This window comes from Mesorhizobium sp. WSM4841 (genome assembly GCF_055811515.1).
Genome location: NZ_JBVVQC010000001.1, coordinates 269319 through 285034, shown reverse-complemented (window position 1 = coordinate 285034; position 15716 = coordinate 269319). Strand labels below are relative to the sequence as shown.

The 15716-nt window shown below is 62.1% G+C and carries 15 protein-coding genes; 12 read left to right on the top strand and 3 right to left on the bottom strand.

Going from position 1 to position 15716, the window contains the following annotated elements; all coding sequences use genetic code 11:
* The first annotated feature begins 27 nt into the window (after window positions 1-27).
* The 4 genes from AC0L14_RS01360 to AC0L14_RS01345 all read left to right on the top strand — a co-directional run bounded on the left by AC0L14_RS01360 (window position 28) and on the right by AC0L14_RS01345 (window position 3125).
* Window positions 28-504: an RT0821/Lpp0805 family surface protein gene (locus AC0L14_RS01360; protein WP_473487647.1), complete on the top strand. Its 477-nt coding sequence runs from the start codon at window positions 28-30 to the stop codon at window positions 502-504.
* Window positions 505-603: 99 nt separating this feature from the next.
* The gene (locus AC0L14_RS01355) at window positions 604-1524 is read left to right on the top strand and encodes a DnaJ C-terminal domain-containing protein (RefSeq protein WP_473528672.1); all 921 of its coding nucleotides are present in this window, start codon (window positions 604-606) and stop codon (window positions 1522-1524) included.
* Window positions 1525-1664: 140 nt separating this feature from the next.
* Window positions 1665-2483 carry an enoyl-ACP reductase FabI gene (fabI, locus tag AC0L14_RS01350; protein ID WP_473487645.1) on the top strand — a complete coding sequence of 273 codons (819 nt, stop codon included), beginning with the start codon at window positions 1665-1667 and terminating at the stop codon, window positions 2481-2483.
* 54 nt (window positions 2484-2537) lie between these two features.
* Window positions 2538-3125 carry a histidine phosphatase family protein gene (locus AC0L14_RS01345; protein ID WP_473748451.1) on the top strand — a complete coding sequence of 196 codons (588 nt, stop codon included), beginning with the start codon at window positions 2538-2540 and terminating at the stop codon, window positions 3123-3125.
* Between the two features lie 145 nt (window positions 3126-3270).
* On the opposite strand, the gene AC0L14_RS01340 is transcribed toward AC0L14_RS01345, so the two are convergent.
* Both AC0L14_RS01340 and AC0L14_RS01335 read right to left on the bottom strand, forming a co-directional pair.
* On the bottom strand, window positions 3271-4059 hold the full coding sequence (locus AC0L14_RS01340) for a DUF1194 domain-containing protein (RefSeq protein WP_473748450.1): 789 nt from the start codon (window positions 4057-4059) through the stop codon (window positions 3271-3273).
* Window positions 4060-5558: 1499 nt separating this feature from the next.
* On the bottom strand, window positions 5559-5822 hold the full coding sequence (locus tag AC0L14_RS01335; RefSeq protein ID WP_095491131.1) for a DUF1344 domain-containing protein: 264 nt from the start codon (window positions 5820-5822) through the stop codon (window positions 5559-5561).
* A gap of 277 nt (window positions 5823-6099) precedes the next feature.
* Between AC0L14_RS01335 and aroC the strand changes: the two genes are divergently transcribed.
* Window positions 6100-7209, top strand: a complete 1110-nt coding sequence (gene aroC / locus AC0L14_RS01330) for a chorismate synthase (RefSeq protein WP_473748449.1) — start codon at window positions 6100-6102, stop codon at window positions 7207-7209.
* A 92-nt stretch (window positions 7210-7301) separates the two neighbouring features.
* Window positions 7302-8402: a 3,4-dihydroxy-2-butanone-4-phosphate synthase gene (ribB, locus tag AC0L14_RS01325; RefSeq protein ID WP_473487639.1), complete on the top strand. Its 1101-nt coding sequence runs from the start codon at window positions 7302-7304 to the stop codon at window positions 8400-8402.
* 61 nt (window positions 8403-8463) lie between these two features.
* Here ribB and AC0L14_RS01320 read toward each other — a convergent pair whose 3' ends face one another.
* A complete protein-coding gene (locus AC0L14_RS01320) occupies window positions 8464-9684 on the bottom strand; it encodes an MFS transporter (protein WP_473487638.1) in 1221 nt (406 codons plus the stop codon).
* Between the two features lie 119 nt (window positions 9685-9803).
* Here AC0L14_RS01320 and AC0L14_RS01315 point away from each other — a divergent pair, with 119 nt between their 5' ends.
* From AC0L14_RS01315 to dxs, 6 genes are all read left to right on the top strand, one after another.
* On the top strand, window positions 9804-10448 hold the full coding sequence (locus AC0L14_RS01315; protein ID WP_473528666.1) for a TetR/AcrR family transcriptional regulator: 645 nt from the start codon (window positions 9804-9806) through the stop codon (window positions 10446-10448).
* A 182-nt stretch (window positions 10449-10630) separates the two neighbouring features.
* On the top strand, window positions 10631-11557 hold the full coding sequence (locus AC0L14_RS01310; RefSeq protein ID WP_473528705.1) for a histone deacetylase family protein: 927 nt from the start codon (window positions 10631-10633) through the stop codon (window positions 11555-11557).
* Window positions 11558-11560: 3 nt separating this feature from the next.
* Window positions 11561-11812 carry an exodeoxyribonuclease VII small subunit gene (locus tag AC0L14_RS01305; protein WP_352965601.1) on the top strand — a complete coding sequence of 84 codons (252 nt, stop codon included), beginning with the start codon at window positions 11561-11563 and terminating at the stop codon, window positions 11810-11812.
* A gap of 111 nt (window positions 11813-11923) precedes the next feature.
* Complete coding sequence (locus tag AC0L14_RS01300; protein WP_473528665.1) at window positions 11924-12190, top strand: DUF2277 domain-containing protein; 267 nt, start codon at window positions 11924-11926, stop codon at window positions 12188-12190.
* A 10-nt stretch (window positions 12191-12200) separates the two neighbouring features.
* Window positions 12201-13121 (top strand): pirin family protein, encoded by a 921-nt coding sequence (locus tag AC0L14_RS01295; RefSeq protein ID WP_473528664.1) that lies wholly within the window; start codon window positions 12201-12203, stop codon window positions 13119-13121.
* Between the two features lie 133 nt (window positions 13122-13254).
* Entirely contained in the window at window positions 13255-15168 is a 1914-nt protein-coding gene (dxs, locus tag AC0L14_RS01290; RefSeq protein ID WP_473487635.1) for a 1-deoxy-D-xylulose-5-phosphate synthase, read from the top strand.
* Window positions 15169-15716: the final 548 nt, after the last annotated feature.

Genomic DNA, 15716 nt, shown 5'->3' with positions numbered 1-15716 from the left:
TCTATTGCCGGCCGGGGAGATTGCCGATTGTCGCGCATCGCGCAACCTTTTGACAGCAGGCAATGGAGCCTTATTGCTTCGGCCAGCGCCCAGGCTGCGGTCAAGGCCGCCGCGATCGTGCTGGTCGCCTTGCCGCTTGCCGCCTGCGGTGCCGGCGGCTTCAGTTTGGAGCAGGCGGAGGTCGACCGTTCGATCCTGACCAGCAGCACGCCTGCTGTTGCCTCACCGATCGATCAGGATCGCGCCTCGGACCAGGCGACGATCCGCAACGCGGTGTCTTCCGCCGATATTCAGGAGCTTGGCGGGCAGGTCGTTCCCTGGGCGAATTCCGATACCGGTTCGCGGGGCTCGATCATCGAACTGGCGGAGTCTAGGGACAACGGTCAGCTTTGCCGCCGCTTCACCGCGTCGCGCGAAAGCTTCGACGGCGTCGCCCTGTTCAAGGGCGAGGTGTGCCTGGCCGGCGCCGGCGCGTGGCGGATGCAGGACTTCAAAGCGCTCTGATTTTCCGCCATCATATGACCGCGCGCCACTGGAATTTCTTCCTATGCGAGCGCATATAGGTGGCAATCGTGGACTCACTTCTTCTCCAGGGCAGGAAGCATGCGCGACCCCTATGAGGTGCTGGGCGTTGCCAAGAACGCATCGGCCAAGGATATAAAATCGGCGTACCGCAAACTCGCCAAGGAGTATCATCCGGACCAGAATCCGGATCCCAAGGCGAAGGAGCGGTTTGCCGCAGCCAACCAGGCTTACGAGATCGTCGGCGACGAGAAGAACCGTGCGGCTTTCGATCGCGGCGAGATTGACGCCGAGGGCAAGCCGCGTTTTCAAGGCTTCGAGGGTGCCGCCGGCGGCGCCGATCCGTTCGCCGGCTTTCGTCGGCAGCAAGGACCGGGCGGCTCGCGCTTCGAGTTTCGCTCAGGCCGTCCGGGCGGCGATCCGTTCGACGGCAACAGCGACATCTTCAGCCAGATTTTCGGCGAGACCTTCTCTCGCGGTGCCGGGACGGGCGCCGGCCGGCAGGCGCCGTCCGGCGCCGACCTGAACGTGACGCTCGACGTCACCATCGAGGAAGCGGCGACTGCGGAAAAGGTAACGGCGATGTTCCCCGACGGGCGCAAGGTCGCTGTCAAACTGCCAGCCTATGTCGAGGACGGCCAGACGATCCGGCTGAAAGGCCAGGGCGAGCAAGGGCCGGGGCAGCCGGGCGACGCGCTGGTCAAGATCCGCTTCCGGCGGCACCCGCGCTATCGTGTCGAAGGCCGCGACCTCCACGCCGACCTGCTGGTTGCACTGGCGGATGCGGTGCTGGGTGCTAAGGTGGCGGTCGAAACGCCGACCGGCAGGCTTGCGGTAAATGTTCCCGCCTGGTCGAGCTCGGACAAGGTCCTGCGGCTGAAGGGCAGGGGCCTGCCGGAAAAAGTTGGCGGTCACGGTGATCTCTACGCGCACGTGCGGTTGATGCTGCCTGAAGGTGGCGACAGCGATCTCGAAGCGCTGATGCGCAACCGAAAGCGCTAGTTTTGCGCGTCCAAAAGGACGCGCGGCGCTGTAGAGCGATGCTTTTGTCCCCTGAACTGTCCGTGTTGAGCGCTTGAAGGGGCTCTGTGCCTGTGCGATAGCCACTCCACAAAGCAGAAGATCTTGCGGAGAGCGCTCACATGACGGGTGGACAAGGCATTATGGCCGGCAAGCGCGGGCTTGTCCTGGGCGTCGCGAACAATCGGTCGATCGCCTATGGCATAGCCAAGGCCTGCGTCGACAACGGCGCCGAGATTGCGCTGACCTACCAGGGCGAGGCGTTCAAGAAACGCGTCGAGCCGCTGGCGGCTGAACTCAACGCCCGTGTCGTCGGTCATTGCGATGTGACCGATCCGGCAACGCTCGATGCGGTCTTCGACGACATCGCCAAGCATTGGGGCAAGCTCGATTTCCTCGTCCACGCCATCGCCTTTTCCGACAAGGACGAACTGACAGGCCGCTATGTCGAGACGACGCGCGACAATTTCTTGCGCACAATGGACATTTCGGTGTTTTCCTTCACCACCATCGCCAAGCGCGCCGAGGCGCTGATGACCGATGGCGGTTCGCTGCTGACGCTGACCTATTACGGTGCGGAAAAAGTGATGCCGCACTACAACGTCATGGGTGTCGCCAAGGCGGCGCTTGAAGCCAGCGTGCGCTACCTGGCCGTCGACCTCGGCGCCAAGAAAATTCGCGTCAACGCCATCTCCGCCGGCCCGATCAAGACGCTGGCCGCCTCCGGCATCGGCGATTTTCGCTATATATTGAAGTGGAACGAATACAATTCACCGCTGAAGCAGACGGTAACGCAAGAGGAAGTCGGCGATTCAGCCGTCTATTTCCTGTCCAATCTTTCGCGCGGCGTCACCGGCGAGATCCACCATGTCGATTCCGGTTACCATGTCGTCGGCATGAAGGCGGTCGACGCGCCTGATATTTCGACCGTCAAGGAATAACCCCTCGAACTCTCCCGCCTCCAGCCTGCTCTCGACCGCTCTCCGGATGACCTGATGTATCCGCTCGTCTACATCGCGCGCCATGGCCAGACGGTGTGGAACGCCGAGTCCCGGCTGCAAGGACAGGCCGACACCGATCTCAACCCGCTTGGCTGCGAGCAGGCGACCCGCAACGGCCATCGGCTTGCCGAGTTCGTTGATAACCCCGAGGATTTCGACTTTGTCGCCAGTCCGATGCGGCGGACGCGCCAGACCATGGAACGCATTCGCATCGCGATGGGGCTCGATCCCCAGGCCTACCGCACCGATCCCCGCCTTGTCGAAATGAGTTTCGGCGATTGGCAGGGTTTCACCTTTCCCGAACTCAAGGCCCGGCATCTGGGCTCGGGCAGGGAGAGGCGCCTCGACAAATGGAATTTCCTGCCGCCCGGCGAGGGCGCCGAAAGCTATCAAATGCTGCTCGAGCGGGTAAAGCCGTGGTTCGACGCGCTGGACCGCCCGACGGTCTGCGTGACCCATGGCGGCGTCGTGCGCGCCCTGTTTCGCATGGTGCTGGGAATGCCCGAGTCAGAAGCCGCAAACCTGGATGTGCCGCAGGATCGCTTGCTCAGGCTGGAGGGACGAACCTTGGAGTGGCTCTGAAGCACGCGAGTTCCGCCCTTCTCAGACATTGATTCAGAAATTGATGCCAAGTCGGGACGACGTAGAGAAGCGGGCGGAGGTTGGCGGCCGGTCCCCGTACGGCCTCTCCCAGGCGGATGCGGTCCTGCTCTGCTATCTTTTCGAATCAAGGCCGCCAGGCAAGCTCCACTTCCTGCACATGCTCAAGCGGATTGTGCGACAAACCGGCAATCTCCGTGACGATTTTGCGGCGGAGGACAGGAAAATAATCCTCCAATGTACGAGCTGTGGTCGCGAAGCTGTTGGGACCGCCGGCAACGTGGCTGTAGAGATAGTCGGTTGGGTGCTGCCACGCTCCTTCGTATGGGTCGAGGCTGACGGCTAAATCCTTAGGTGGTAGCACCGGTGCGGGGATGGCAAGCGCATTGATGATGTGGCCCATGGCCAAGGCATGGTCCCGCGCAGCCTCTGGGGCAGGACCATCATTATTGGGTCCATTCGCTGAGATGTCGATAATTGTGCGGTCGGGTGTCGCGGGGCAGTCGGCTAGGCTCTGGGACGCGTAGGAAATGGCCCAGCTGAGGCTAGTGAGGCCGAGGCGGTCTTGACCGGTACGGTGGCCCATATCTCGAATAACGTCAGCTGCCTCTCGCGCGCCGCGCGCATTTTCTATGATGCGCCAAGGCAATATGGTGTGGGCGGTATGATGGCTGGACCATTCGACGTAGGTCACGGCGATCCGCCCAGTGCGGGTCAGTGCTATGGCGGACACGATGTCAGGGTGGCTCAACGCCTGGGCGTGACCCTCACGCTGCATATGGGCTGTGTCATTAGCGATGCTGGCCGAGATATCAGCGGCCAGGACGAGGCACACGTCAACCGCGGTGTCGGCCTTCTGCGCGCGGACGGATGCAGCTGGAATAAGGCAGCTTGTGCAGATGATGAGGGTAGGCATGAGGGCGCCCCGGTGTTTCGGTGCGACTGCGGGGGTCGCCGTAAGAGCGTGGAGAGTTCCGTTGGTAGGGGCGATGTCGCCATTGATTTGGACGGTGCGTGCGCCGTGCGTTGCAATTTTAGCCACCGATCCCCCCATTCACAAAAGACGCCTACGGCCCGCTTTACGCTCGCGCCGAGACAACTGAACACGCAAGGATGCGTCGTTCGTCTTTTGACCCCGTGACCTCGCCGGTTCCCGAAGGCTGTTTTATAGAAATTCAAGTCTTGCGCATACCCCAACTGGGTCAGACCAAGTGTACTAGCCCTACTCGTCAGGCTCCCTTGGCCGCGGACGGCTGGAAGTTTCGAGTTCGCTAATGTAAGCTCGGATTGCTTCTCGGTTGCGGGACGGAGATGGGGCGCAGCTTTCGATCTTAATGCAGTGGGCAATGCCATAGCCGAAGCGGCGGCCAACCCGGCGCTTTGGGATGCTGCAATGGATGTGGCTGCGGACGCTACTGGAAGCTTTGGCGCAATGCTGTTCGACGCGAAAGGGCATCTCCCCGGCATACCGAAAAGTCGCCGAATGGGTCCGTCGCTCGAGACATAAGTCAAGGATGGCTGGATCGACCGGGACGACCGGTACAATCTGTTGCCTCTGTTGGTTCGGAGAGGGCCCGTCAGCGAGCTTGACGTCCTGACGCCCGAGGAAATCGCCAGGCATCCTTACTATCAGGAATTTCTCGCGCCGTTCGGTCTGCGGTGGTTTGCGGGTGTGAAGGTTGCTGCAGGCGACGACCTCTGGTGCCTGTCGATCCAGAGGTCGATCCAGCAAGGCCCTTTTCGCCATCCGAGATTCAAAGCCTTGCCGACTTCTCAAGACAGCTGGGTTCCGCGGTCGCGCTCGCGAGAATGCTGAGCTTCGCGCGTGCCGAAGGCGCGATGGGTGCATTCAGCGCAAGCGGCACGCCTGCAGTGATTCTTGACCGGAACGCCGCCGTGATCCTGGTGAACGAACCTGCAGAGAGACTGTTCGGTCGAGACCTTTGGGTGATCGGCCGCCATTTGGCTTGTGCCGACAAGAACGCCACTGATGCCCTTAGGCGCGCATTTCACGTGCTGCTGCGAAATCCGACCCCGCCAGCAATGGTGAACCCCGTCCCGCTGCCCGGCCTCGGAGGCAGACCTCTGCTAGCTTATCCGACGCGCCTGCCAAGAATTACCACGAACGCCTTTGCGTCCTGTCAGATAGTTGTCTGCTTTATCGATCCGGACATTTATCCTCAACCGTCGGAGGTTGCCTTGCGGACTTGGCTTCGGGCTGACCCCTGCCGAGGCGAGACTGGCTCGCCGGGTCTCATCGGGCGCAGAGTTGAAGGCCATCGCGGATGAGTTGGGTGTCACTTACGAAACCGCCAGGAATCAGCTGAAAGCCGTCTTCGCCAAAACCGAGACCCATCGCCAGCCCCTGGTAGCGTTGCTCGCGAGAATAGCCAGCACCGCGCAAACTGAATGACTCTATTCGGTTGAATCGCTGTCCGGCAATTGCATGTCGGTGATGACGTTCTCGCCGTTAGTCTCGTCATAGGCGATCACGATATCCATGCCGGGTTTCAGCGCATCGAGATCGGTTTCGGCATTGAGCTTGTAGGATTTGCCGTCGTCGAGTGTCAGCGTCAACGTGTCCTTGTCGACCTCTTTGATCAGGCCTTCGGTCTGGCCGGCAAAGGCGGCAGTGGAAAACAGCAACATGGCGGCAACGGCGCCGATCAGGATACGCATCATCGTCCTCTTATCATTGCGCCGGCACGGTGGCGGCGGGTGTTCAACAGACGGATCGAGGGAAGCAGAAACCAACCGAATGTGTCAAAACTAAATCCGCCAGATCACAGTTTGACCACTGCGGAAAACGCCAATAGAACGCAGACTGCAGCGCCGCGCGTCCCTGTTGGACGGGCGCAGGACACTGTAGCACTTTGATTTTGCGCATGACCCCAAAAATCGCTCCGATTTTCGGGTCATGTGCTAAGCCGGCTCCCATGCCGGCAGGGCTGGTTTCATGTCTCACAATACGTTTGGCCACCTTTTCCGCGTCACCACCTGGGGCGAAAGCCATGGCCCAGCGCTCGGCTGCGTGGTCGACGGCTGTCCGCCCGGCATCCGCTTCACGCGCGCTGAGATCCAGGCCGACCTCGACAAGCGCCGCCCGGGTCAATCGCGTTTTGTGACGCAGCGTCGCGAACCCGACGAGGTCAAGATCCTGTCCGGCTTCATTCTGGATGAGGACGGCGAGACCATGATCACCACCGGCACGCCGGTGTCGATGCTGATCGAGAATGTCGACCAGCGCTCCAAGGACTATGGCGAGATCGCCCGCCAGTACCGGCCTGGTCATGCCGATTACACCTACGATGCCAAATACGGCCTGCGCGACTATCGCGGTGGCGGCCGGTCTTCGGCCCGCGAGACAGCGGCGCGGGTGGCGGCCGGAGCCTTGGCCCGCAAGGTCGTGCCCGGCATGACCGTGCGCGGTGCGCTGGTATCGATGGGAGAGAAATCGATCGACCGCGCCAACTGGAACTGGAATTTCGTCGGCGACGCCGAAAATCCGTTCTTCACGCCCGACCCAGCCTCGGTCGCCGTCTTTACCGCGTATCTTGACGGCATCCGCAAGGCTGGTTCCTCGGTCGGCGCGGTGATCGAGATCGTCGCCGACGGCGTTCCGGCAGGCCTCGGCGCGCCGATCTATGCCAAGCTCGACCAGGACATTGCCTCGGGCCTGATGTCGATCAATGCGGTAAAGGGTGTCGAGATCGGTAACGGCTTCGAGGCCGCCCGCATCACCGGCGAAGAGAATGCCGACGAGATGCGTATGGGCAATGACGGCAAGCCGGTCTTCCTCTCCAATAATGCGGGCGGCATCCTCGGCGGCATCTCGACCGGCCAGGCGATCGTCGCGCGCTTCGCCGTCAAGCCGACCTCGTCGATCCTGACCCCGCGAAAGTCGATCGACAAGGACGGCAACGACGTCGAGATCATGACCAAGGGCCGGCACGACCCGTGCGTCGGCATCCGCGCCGTGCCGATCGGCGAGGCGATGGTTGCCTGCGCGATCGCCGATCACTATCTACGTCATCGGGGACAGACGGGGAAGGCAGTAGGGGAGTAGGGCAGTAGGGGAGTATGTTACGCGACCTGCCGAGGTGACAAACTTTCTTCTTTCCCCTACTGCCCTACTCCCGCGAGCAAAGCGAGCACCTTATGCCTTACGACCAGAAGAAGATCGTCGAAGCCCTGCGCGCATTCGAACGCGGCGAAATCGTCGTCGTCATGGACGATGACGGGCGCGAGAACGAGGGCGATCTGATCGTCGCCGCCGTCCATTGCACGCCGGAAAAGATGGCGTTCATCGTCCGCAACACCTCCGGCATCGTCTGTACGCCGATGCCGCGCGAGGAAGCCAAGCGGCTGAATCTTTCGCCGATGGTCGCCGACAATGACTCGGCCCACACCACCGCCTTCACCGTCAGCGTCGATTTCAAGCACGGCACGACGACGGGCATCTCGGCCGACGACCGCACATTGACCGTGCGCAACCTTGCCAACGGCAATGTCGGGGCGTCCGATTTCGTCCGCCCCGGCCACATCTTTCCGCTGATTGCGCGCGAAGGCGGCGTGCTGATGCGCTCGGGCCATACCGAAGCCGCAGTCGACCTCTGCAAGCTTGCCGGCCTGCCGCCGGTCGGTGTTATTTCCGAGCTGGTCAATGATGACGGCACTGTGATGCGCGGCCCGCAGGTACAGGCCTTCGCCGAAAAGAACGGTTTGAAGCAGATTTCGGTCGCCGACCTCATCGCCTACCGCCAGCGCAAGGAAACCTTGGTCGAGCGTGTCGCCTGTTCGGACATCGACACGCCTGGCGGCAAGGCGCAGGTCTTCACCTACACGCTGCCCTGGGACTCGATGCACCATGTGGCGATCGTCTTCGGCGACATCCGCGACGGCGAGGAGGTGCCGGTGCGGCTGCATTCAGAGGATGTTGTGACGGACGTCTTCGGCACCAGCCACAGGCTGGACGCCATCATGAAATCGATGGGCGAGCGCCGGCGCGGCGTCATCGTCTATCTGCGCGAAGGCTCCGTCGGCGTCGCCCATCAGGAGCGCAACCGGCCGGCTGCCGGCGATCGCGAGGACCATGAAGAGGCGCGCCGCCGCGAAAGCGAATGGCGCGAGATCGGTCTTGGCGCGCAAATCTTGAAGGATCTTGGCATTTCCTCGATCAACCTGATCGCCTCGCGCGAACGCCACTATGTCGGGTTGGAAGGCTTCGGCATCCATATCGCCAAGACCGAGATTCTCTAGGGCTGGTCTAGCGGATCGCCGGCATGCGTCCGGCCCCGCTTGGGACCGGACGCATAGGAGCCTATTCGGCAGGAACCGCGGCTGCGTCGGATTGCGACACCGTATGCGCCGTGGCAAGGCTGCGCTGGCCGGCGAGCACTATGACCAGCGCGATTGCGCCCGCCGCCACCGACACCAGGAACCCGCTCTGTGCGCCGAAGGCGTCCACCACCCATCCAGCGGCGAAGGAGCCGAGCGCCATGCCGATGCCTATGCCGGTCATGACCCAAGTGACGCCCTCGGTCAGCACGGCCTCCGGCACGCGCCGCTCGATCAGGCCGAATGCCGTGATGAAGGTCGGCGAGATCGCCACGCCGCTAACGAACACGGCCAGTGCCAGAAGAGGTACCGTTTCTGCGACGAGCAGCGGCAGCGTGGTGAGCGCGATGATAGCGACCGCGATGGCAAGCTGAATTTGCAGCGGTGTTTTCAGGTTCAGGGCGCCGATGATGATGCCGACGACGAACGATCCGAGGGCATAGACGCCGATGACGAGGCTGGCGGCGCCCGGCTGGCCGAGCTCCTTGGTGATCGCCACGGTGCTCACCTCCGTGGTTGCGAAGGTCGCGCCGATGAAGATCAGGGCCAAGGTGATGATTTGGACCGGCCGCAGGCGGATTGCCGAGCCGCGCGAACCAATTTCCACCGGTCGCACTCGCGGCTCGGTCGAGCGCTGCAGGATGAAGGCTGTCGAGCCGAACGCGAGGAACAATGTGCTCGCCAACATTCCCGCTTCCGGGAAAAGGGCGACGCTCAGGCCCACCGATAGCGATGCCCCGGCGATGTAGACCAACTCGTCGGCCGCCGACTCGAAAGCGAACGCGGTGTTCATTTCGGGGCGATCCCGGAAGAGCTCTGTCCAGCGCGCGCGCACCATTGCGGGGATGCTGGGCATTGCGGCGGCCAGCAGCGCTGACACGAACAGTGTCCATATCGGCCAGTCCTGATTGGCCGCCGCAATCAGCACTACGAAAGCGAGCGCGGAAATGACGGTGGTGGGCACCACAATCCGCGATTGGCCGAGGCGGTCCACCAGCCGCGATATCTGCGGCGCGACAAAAGCATTGGCCAGCGCATATGTCGCGGAGACGGCGCCGGCCAGCCAGTACTCACCGTGCGTTTGCGACAGCATCGCGACGATCCCGATCGGAGCCATGGCCATCGGCATCCTGGCAACGAAGCCGGCTGCGGCGAAGCCCTTTGCTCCCCTTGCCTTGAAGATTTCGCGATAGGGATTGGGCATGAGAACACTCCTGGATTTTTGAGGCCGAGCCACTTATATACGTGGCGTATGCAAATCAGATAATGACATACGACGCGTATGTCAATTAATATACGAGGCGTATGTGAAGGAATGAGCGAATGGGGCACAAACCACGCAAGGAGATGATCGCGGAGACCCGCGCCAAACTGGTCGCGGCGGCGCGCCATGCCTTTGGCACTGTCGGCTATGCGGAGGCGTCGATGGACGACTTCACCGCATCGGCCGGGCTGACGCGTGGCGCGCTTTATCATCACTTCGGCGATAAGAAGGGCCTTCTCCAGGCGGTCATCGCCGAGATCGACGGGGAAATGTTGGCCCGGCTGAAGATCGTTTCGGCCAGGGCGGACACTCTCTGGCAGGGCTTTGTCGACGAATGTACCGCCTATATCGAGATGGCGCTGGAGCCGGAGATCCAGCGTATCGTCCTTCGCGATGGACCGGCGGTGCTCGGCGATCCTTCGCAATGGCCGAGCCAGAATGAATGCATCCGCTCGATGAGCGAGAACCTTCAGAAGCTGAGGGACGAGGGAACCATCGTTGCGGTTGATCCCGAAGCCGCAGCAAGGCTGGTCAGCGGCGCCTCGCTGCATGCCGCGCAGTGGATCGCAAATTCGGACAATCCCGAAGCGACGTCGAAAAAGGCGGTGAAGGCCTTCAACGTGCTTCTGGAGGGATTGCTCAAGCAAGGCCGCAGGATTGACAGTCCGCAAGCACCGGCTGAGATTGACAAATCGCTGGCCTGACTTTGTTCAAGACCATCGAAGGCTAGGTGCCCGACACCGACTGGGCCCGGCGGCTGGCCGAGCCTCGGTCGGTGGCTCGCGCCGGACCCAACCGGCACCCAGCATCTAAACCCTGTTGAACGTCTGCCTTTGGCCGTGCCAAAAACATGGTCAAAGCTGCCGGACGCGCCTATATCGGGGGCATGGTCACAAGGCTTTATACCCACCCGGTCTTTCTCGAGCACATAACGCCGCCCGGTCATCCGGAGCGGCCGGACCGTCTGCGTGCCATCGAACGTGTGCTCGACGACGAGGCCTTTGCCGCCCTTGATCGTGCCGAGGCGCCGGAAGGCGACGAGGCCACCATTCTCTACGCTCATCCGCAGGAATTCGTCGAACGGGTCCGCGCTACGATACCGGACACCGGTATCGCTCGCGTCGACGCCGACACCACCGCCAGCCCGAAAAGCTGGCAGGCGGCCGTGACGGCGATCGGCGCTGCCAACGCCGCCGTCGACGATGTCTTTCGGGGCAACGTCGCCAATGTCTTTGTCGCCGCCCGCCCGCCCGGCCACCACGCCGAAAAGACGACGTCCATGGGCTTCTGCCTGTTCAACACCGCGGCGATCGCGGCGCGCTACGCGCAAAGGCAGCACCAGGCCGAGCGCGTTGCCATCGTCGACTGGGACGTGCATCACGGCAATGGCACGCAGGATATTTTCTGGGACGATCCGTCGGTGCTCTATTGCTCGACGCACCAGATGCCGCTTTATCCCGGAACCGGAGCCGTGAGCGAAACCGGCGCCGGCAATATCGTCAACGCGCCGCTGGCGCCGCAGACCGGCAGCGAGGTTTTCCGCGACGCTTTCCTGTCGCGCATCTTGCCGGCGCTCGACAATTTCGCGCCCGACCTCATCATAATTTCCGCCGGCTTCGACGCGCATCACCGCGATCCGCTGGCCGAGATCAACTTGACCGAGGACGATTTCGACTGGGCAACCGGCCAGCTGATGCAGCGCGCCGGTCGCCACAGCGACAACCGGCTCGTCAGCCTGCTCGAGGGCGGCTACGATCTGCAGGGATTGGCATTTTCAGTCGCCGCCCATGTCGGGCGACTGATGAAAGGATAGACGATGGCTGGTGAGATCAACGAAGACGTCAAGGCAATGAGCTTCGAGCAGGCGCTCGACGCGCTGGAGAAAATCGTCGATGATCTGGAACGCGGCGACGTGCCGCTCGACCAGTCGATCCGCATCTATGAGCGCGGCGAGGCACTGAAGGTCCATTGCGATCGGCTGCTCAAGGCGGCCGAGGACAAGGTCGAAAAGATCAGGCTTTCGCGCGACGGCAAGCCTGTGGGGACAGAGCCGCTGGACGCGGAGTAATGCATGATCTCGAACGACAATTTCGCCTTGCGGCTTTTGGACTTGATCATGATTGAGGATAAAATTCATCCCGTTTGAAAACGGCTCCAGGATGAGAGGAGATTGCGAACGATGTGCAGAAACATCAAGACCCTGTTCAATTTCGATCCGCCGGCAACCAATGACGAGGTCCGCGATGCCGCACTCCAGTTTGTCCGCAAGCTGAGCGGAACGACGCGGCCGTCGAAACACAACCAGCATGCGTTCGACCACGCCGTCGAGGCCATAGCCGTGTCGGCGTGCGAATTGCTAGACAGCCTCGAGACGACACAGCATCCGCGCAATCGCGAAGAGGTGGCGGCCAAGGCGAAAGCCAGGTCTGCACTCCGCTTCGCCTGAGGAAGACCGCATGAGCTTCTTCCCCGGAAACGACCCCCTGCCCGGTGACGCCTTCGCCAGCGACCAGATCGAACTGATGGTTATTCCGAACGCCAAGGACATTGGCGGCTTTCAGGTTCGCCGTGCCTTGCCGACCGCCAGGCGTCGGCTGGTCGGTCCCTTCATCTTCTTCGATCGCATGGGCCCGGCGATTTTGCGGGCCGGCCAGGCGCTCGACGTCCGTCCGCATCCGCATATCGGCCTGTCGACGGTGACTTACCTGTTCGACGGCAAGATCAGGCATCGCGATTCGCTCGGCACCGAAATGGTAATCCAGCCCGGCGACGTGAATTTGATGACCGCCGGCCGCGGTATCGTCCATTCCGAGCGTACGCCACAGGAGCTGCGCGGCGCGCCGATGTCGGTTTCCGGCCTGCAGACATGGCTGGCGCTGCCCGACGATAAGGAGGAGGTCGACCCGATCTTCGAGAGTACGGCGGCCATGCGTCTGCCAGAGATCGACGCCGAAGGCGTCAGCGGGCGCGTCGTCATCGGCGCCTTTTCCGGGCTGCGGTCTCCGGTCGTGACCGCTTCTGACACGCTCTATGCAGACCTCAGCCTGGCGCCCGGCGCCAGCGTGAAAATCCCTGCCAATGCCGAGGAGCGCGCCATCTATACGTTGGAGGGAGAGGTCTCGATCTCCGGCGACCGCTTTCCGGCAGAGCGGCTGCTGGTGTTTCGGCCCGGCGACGAGATTGTCGTGTCCTCGGAGGGTGGAGCGCATTTTATGCTGTTCGGCGGCGCCTCACTTGGCTCGAAGCGCTACATCTGGTGGAATTTCGTGTCATCGTCGAAGGAACGCATCGAACAGGCCAAAGAAGAGTGGAAGACAGGCCGCTTCGATATCGTTCCTGGGGATGAAGAAGAGTTCATTCCTCTGCCGGACAATTAGAGCGCCGCGTGCGGTTTTGGACACGCAAAGGAAACCTTAACACTTTGAATCTGGCCCGCGTCACTCACACGCATTTACATTCGCCGGCCAGCGGCCTATTTCGCACGTGAATAAAAAGCAGGCCCTACCACCAGTGAACGCAAAGCTCCATACGCCCCTTCTCGACAAGGTCCGCATACCCGCCGACCTCAGGACGCTTGACGAACGTGATCTGCCGCAGTTGGCATTGGAGCTTCGCACCGAGTTGATCGACGCCGTGTCCCACACCGGCGGACATCTCGGTGCTGGCCTTGGCGTGGTCGAACTGACGGTCGCATTGCACTATGTCTTCAACACGCCAGACGACCGGCTGATCTGGGATGTCGGTCACCAGGCCTATCCACACAAGATCCTGACCGGCCGCCGCGACCGTATCCGCTCGCTGCGGCAAGAGGGCGGCCTGTCCGGCTTCACCCAGCGCGCCGAGAGCGAATACGATCCGTTCGGCGCCGCCCACTCGTCGACCTCCATTTCCGCCGGCCTCGGCATGGCAATGGCACGCGATCTCTCCGGTGGCCGCAACAATGTCATTGCCGTTATCGGCGACGGCGCCATGTCGGCCGGCATGGCCTATGAGGCGATGAACAATGCCGGCGCGCTCGATGCCCGTCTGATCGTCATCCTCAACGACAACGACATGTCGATCGCTCCGCCGACCGGCGCAATGAGCGCCTATCTGGCCCGCCTTGCGTCGGGCAAGGCCTATCTGGGCTTGCGCGATTTCGGCAAGAAGCTGACTTCTTATCTGGGCGAGCGCGCCGATCGCGCCATCAAGCGGGCGGTCGAACATGCGCGCGGCTACGTCACTGGCGGCACGCTGTTCGAGGAAATGGGTTTCTATCACATCGGCCCGATCGACGGTCACAATCTCGAGCACCTGATCCCGGTGCTGAAGAACGTCCGCGACAATGCCGACGGCCCGGTGCTGATCCACGTCGTGACCCAGAAGGGCAAGGGCTATGGACCGGCCGAGGCGGCCGCCGACAAATATCACGGCGTCAACAAGTTCGACGTCATCACCGGCGCCCAGGCCAAGGCGCCGGCCAACGCGCCGAGCTACACGAAGGTCTTTGCCGAAAGCCTGGTCCAGGAGGCCCGAGAGGACGACCGCATCGTCGCCATCACCGCCGCCATGCCGAACGGCACCGGCCTCGACCTCTTCGGCGAGGCGTTCCCGTCGAGGACCTTCGACGTCGGTATCGCCGAGCAACATGCGGTGACCTTTGCCGCCGGCCTTGCCACGGAAGGCTTCAAACCTTTCGCTGCGATCTATTCGACCTTCCTGCAGCGCGCCTATGACCAGGTCGTCCATGACGTCGCCATCCAAAAACTGCCGGTCCGCTTTCCGATCGATCGCGCCGGCTTCGTCGGTGCCGACGGGGCGACCCATTGCGGCGCCTTTGACACGACTTTTTTGGCGACGCTGCCCGGTTTCGTCGTCATGGCTGCGGCGGACGAGGCGGAACTGCGCCACATGGTGCGCACGGCGGCAAGCTACGATGAAGGCCCCATCGCCTTCCGCTACCCGCGCGGCAACGGCGTCGGCGTCGACTTGCCAGAGCGTGGCTCGGTTCTCGAAATCGGCAAGGGCCGTATCGTCAAGGAGGGCACCAAGGTTGCGCTCCTTTCCTTCGGCACGCGGCTGCAGGATTGCCTGGCTGCGGCCGAGGAACTCGGCGCGGCAGGGCTTTCCACCACGGTCGCCGATGCTCGTTTCGCCAAGCCGCTCGACGAGGACCTGATCCGGCGGCTGGCGCGCTCGCATGAGGTGCTGGTAACAGTGGAAGAGGGCGCGGTCGGTGGCTTCGCCAGCCATGTGCTGCAATTCCTGGCCCATGAAGGGCTGCTGGAAAACGGCCTGAAGGTACGCCCGCTTGTGTTGCCCGACACTTTTGTCGATCACGCCAAGCCCGAAAAGATGTACGCCGACGCCGGGCTTGATGCCGCCGGTATCGTTCGCACCGTCTTCGTGGCGCTGGGACACACCGCCAGCGCGCAAAGCGCCTGAATCAAAATCTCAACGGCTTGCATCAGTTTGCCGACCGGCGGTCGTAACCGACTGTTTGCGTTGTCATTTGGCATTCGCCTACGGTGTCTCTTGGCACCGGTCTCGCGGCCAATCTTCTAGAAGCAGAGTGAAATCCTGATGCTTGCTACCGCGTGTGAAGAGCAGAACTGGGTGGTTTCGTGCCGTTCGATTGTCGACTGGAAATGAGCGACCAGCCAGAAACGGACATTAGCGAAAGCGATTCCAGGGCAGCTTTGAAAGAGCGGACATTCGACATCCTCATATCAATTCATCAGCTTCGGCTCCGGGAATACCCATGTGCGATCTAAAATTTGCGTGCGCGGGTGATAGAGGCGGACCCAGTAACTCCAGCCTGGTGTAATCGAAATACAGTTGGCAATCTTTCCGTCGCAGCCAACGAACTGAATATCGACCGATCCATCCGCCCCGGGCGAGGCCCAAGTCCGCGCGGGAGCAAGCGAGAGGACACGAGTCCGACCGTGCGCTGCCGGAGGTCCTCGTTAGCTCGGGAATGCCTGTTGTGCTAT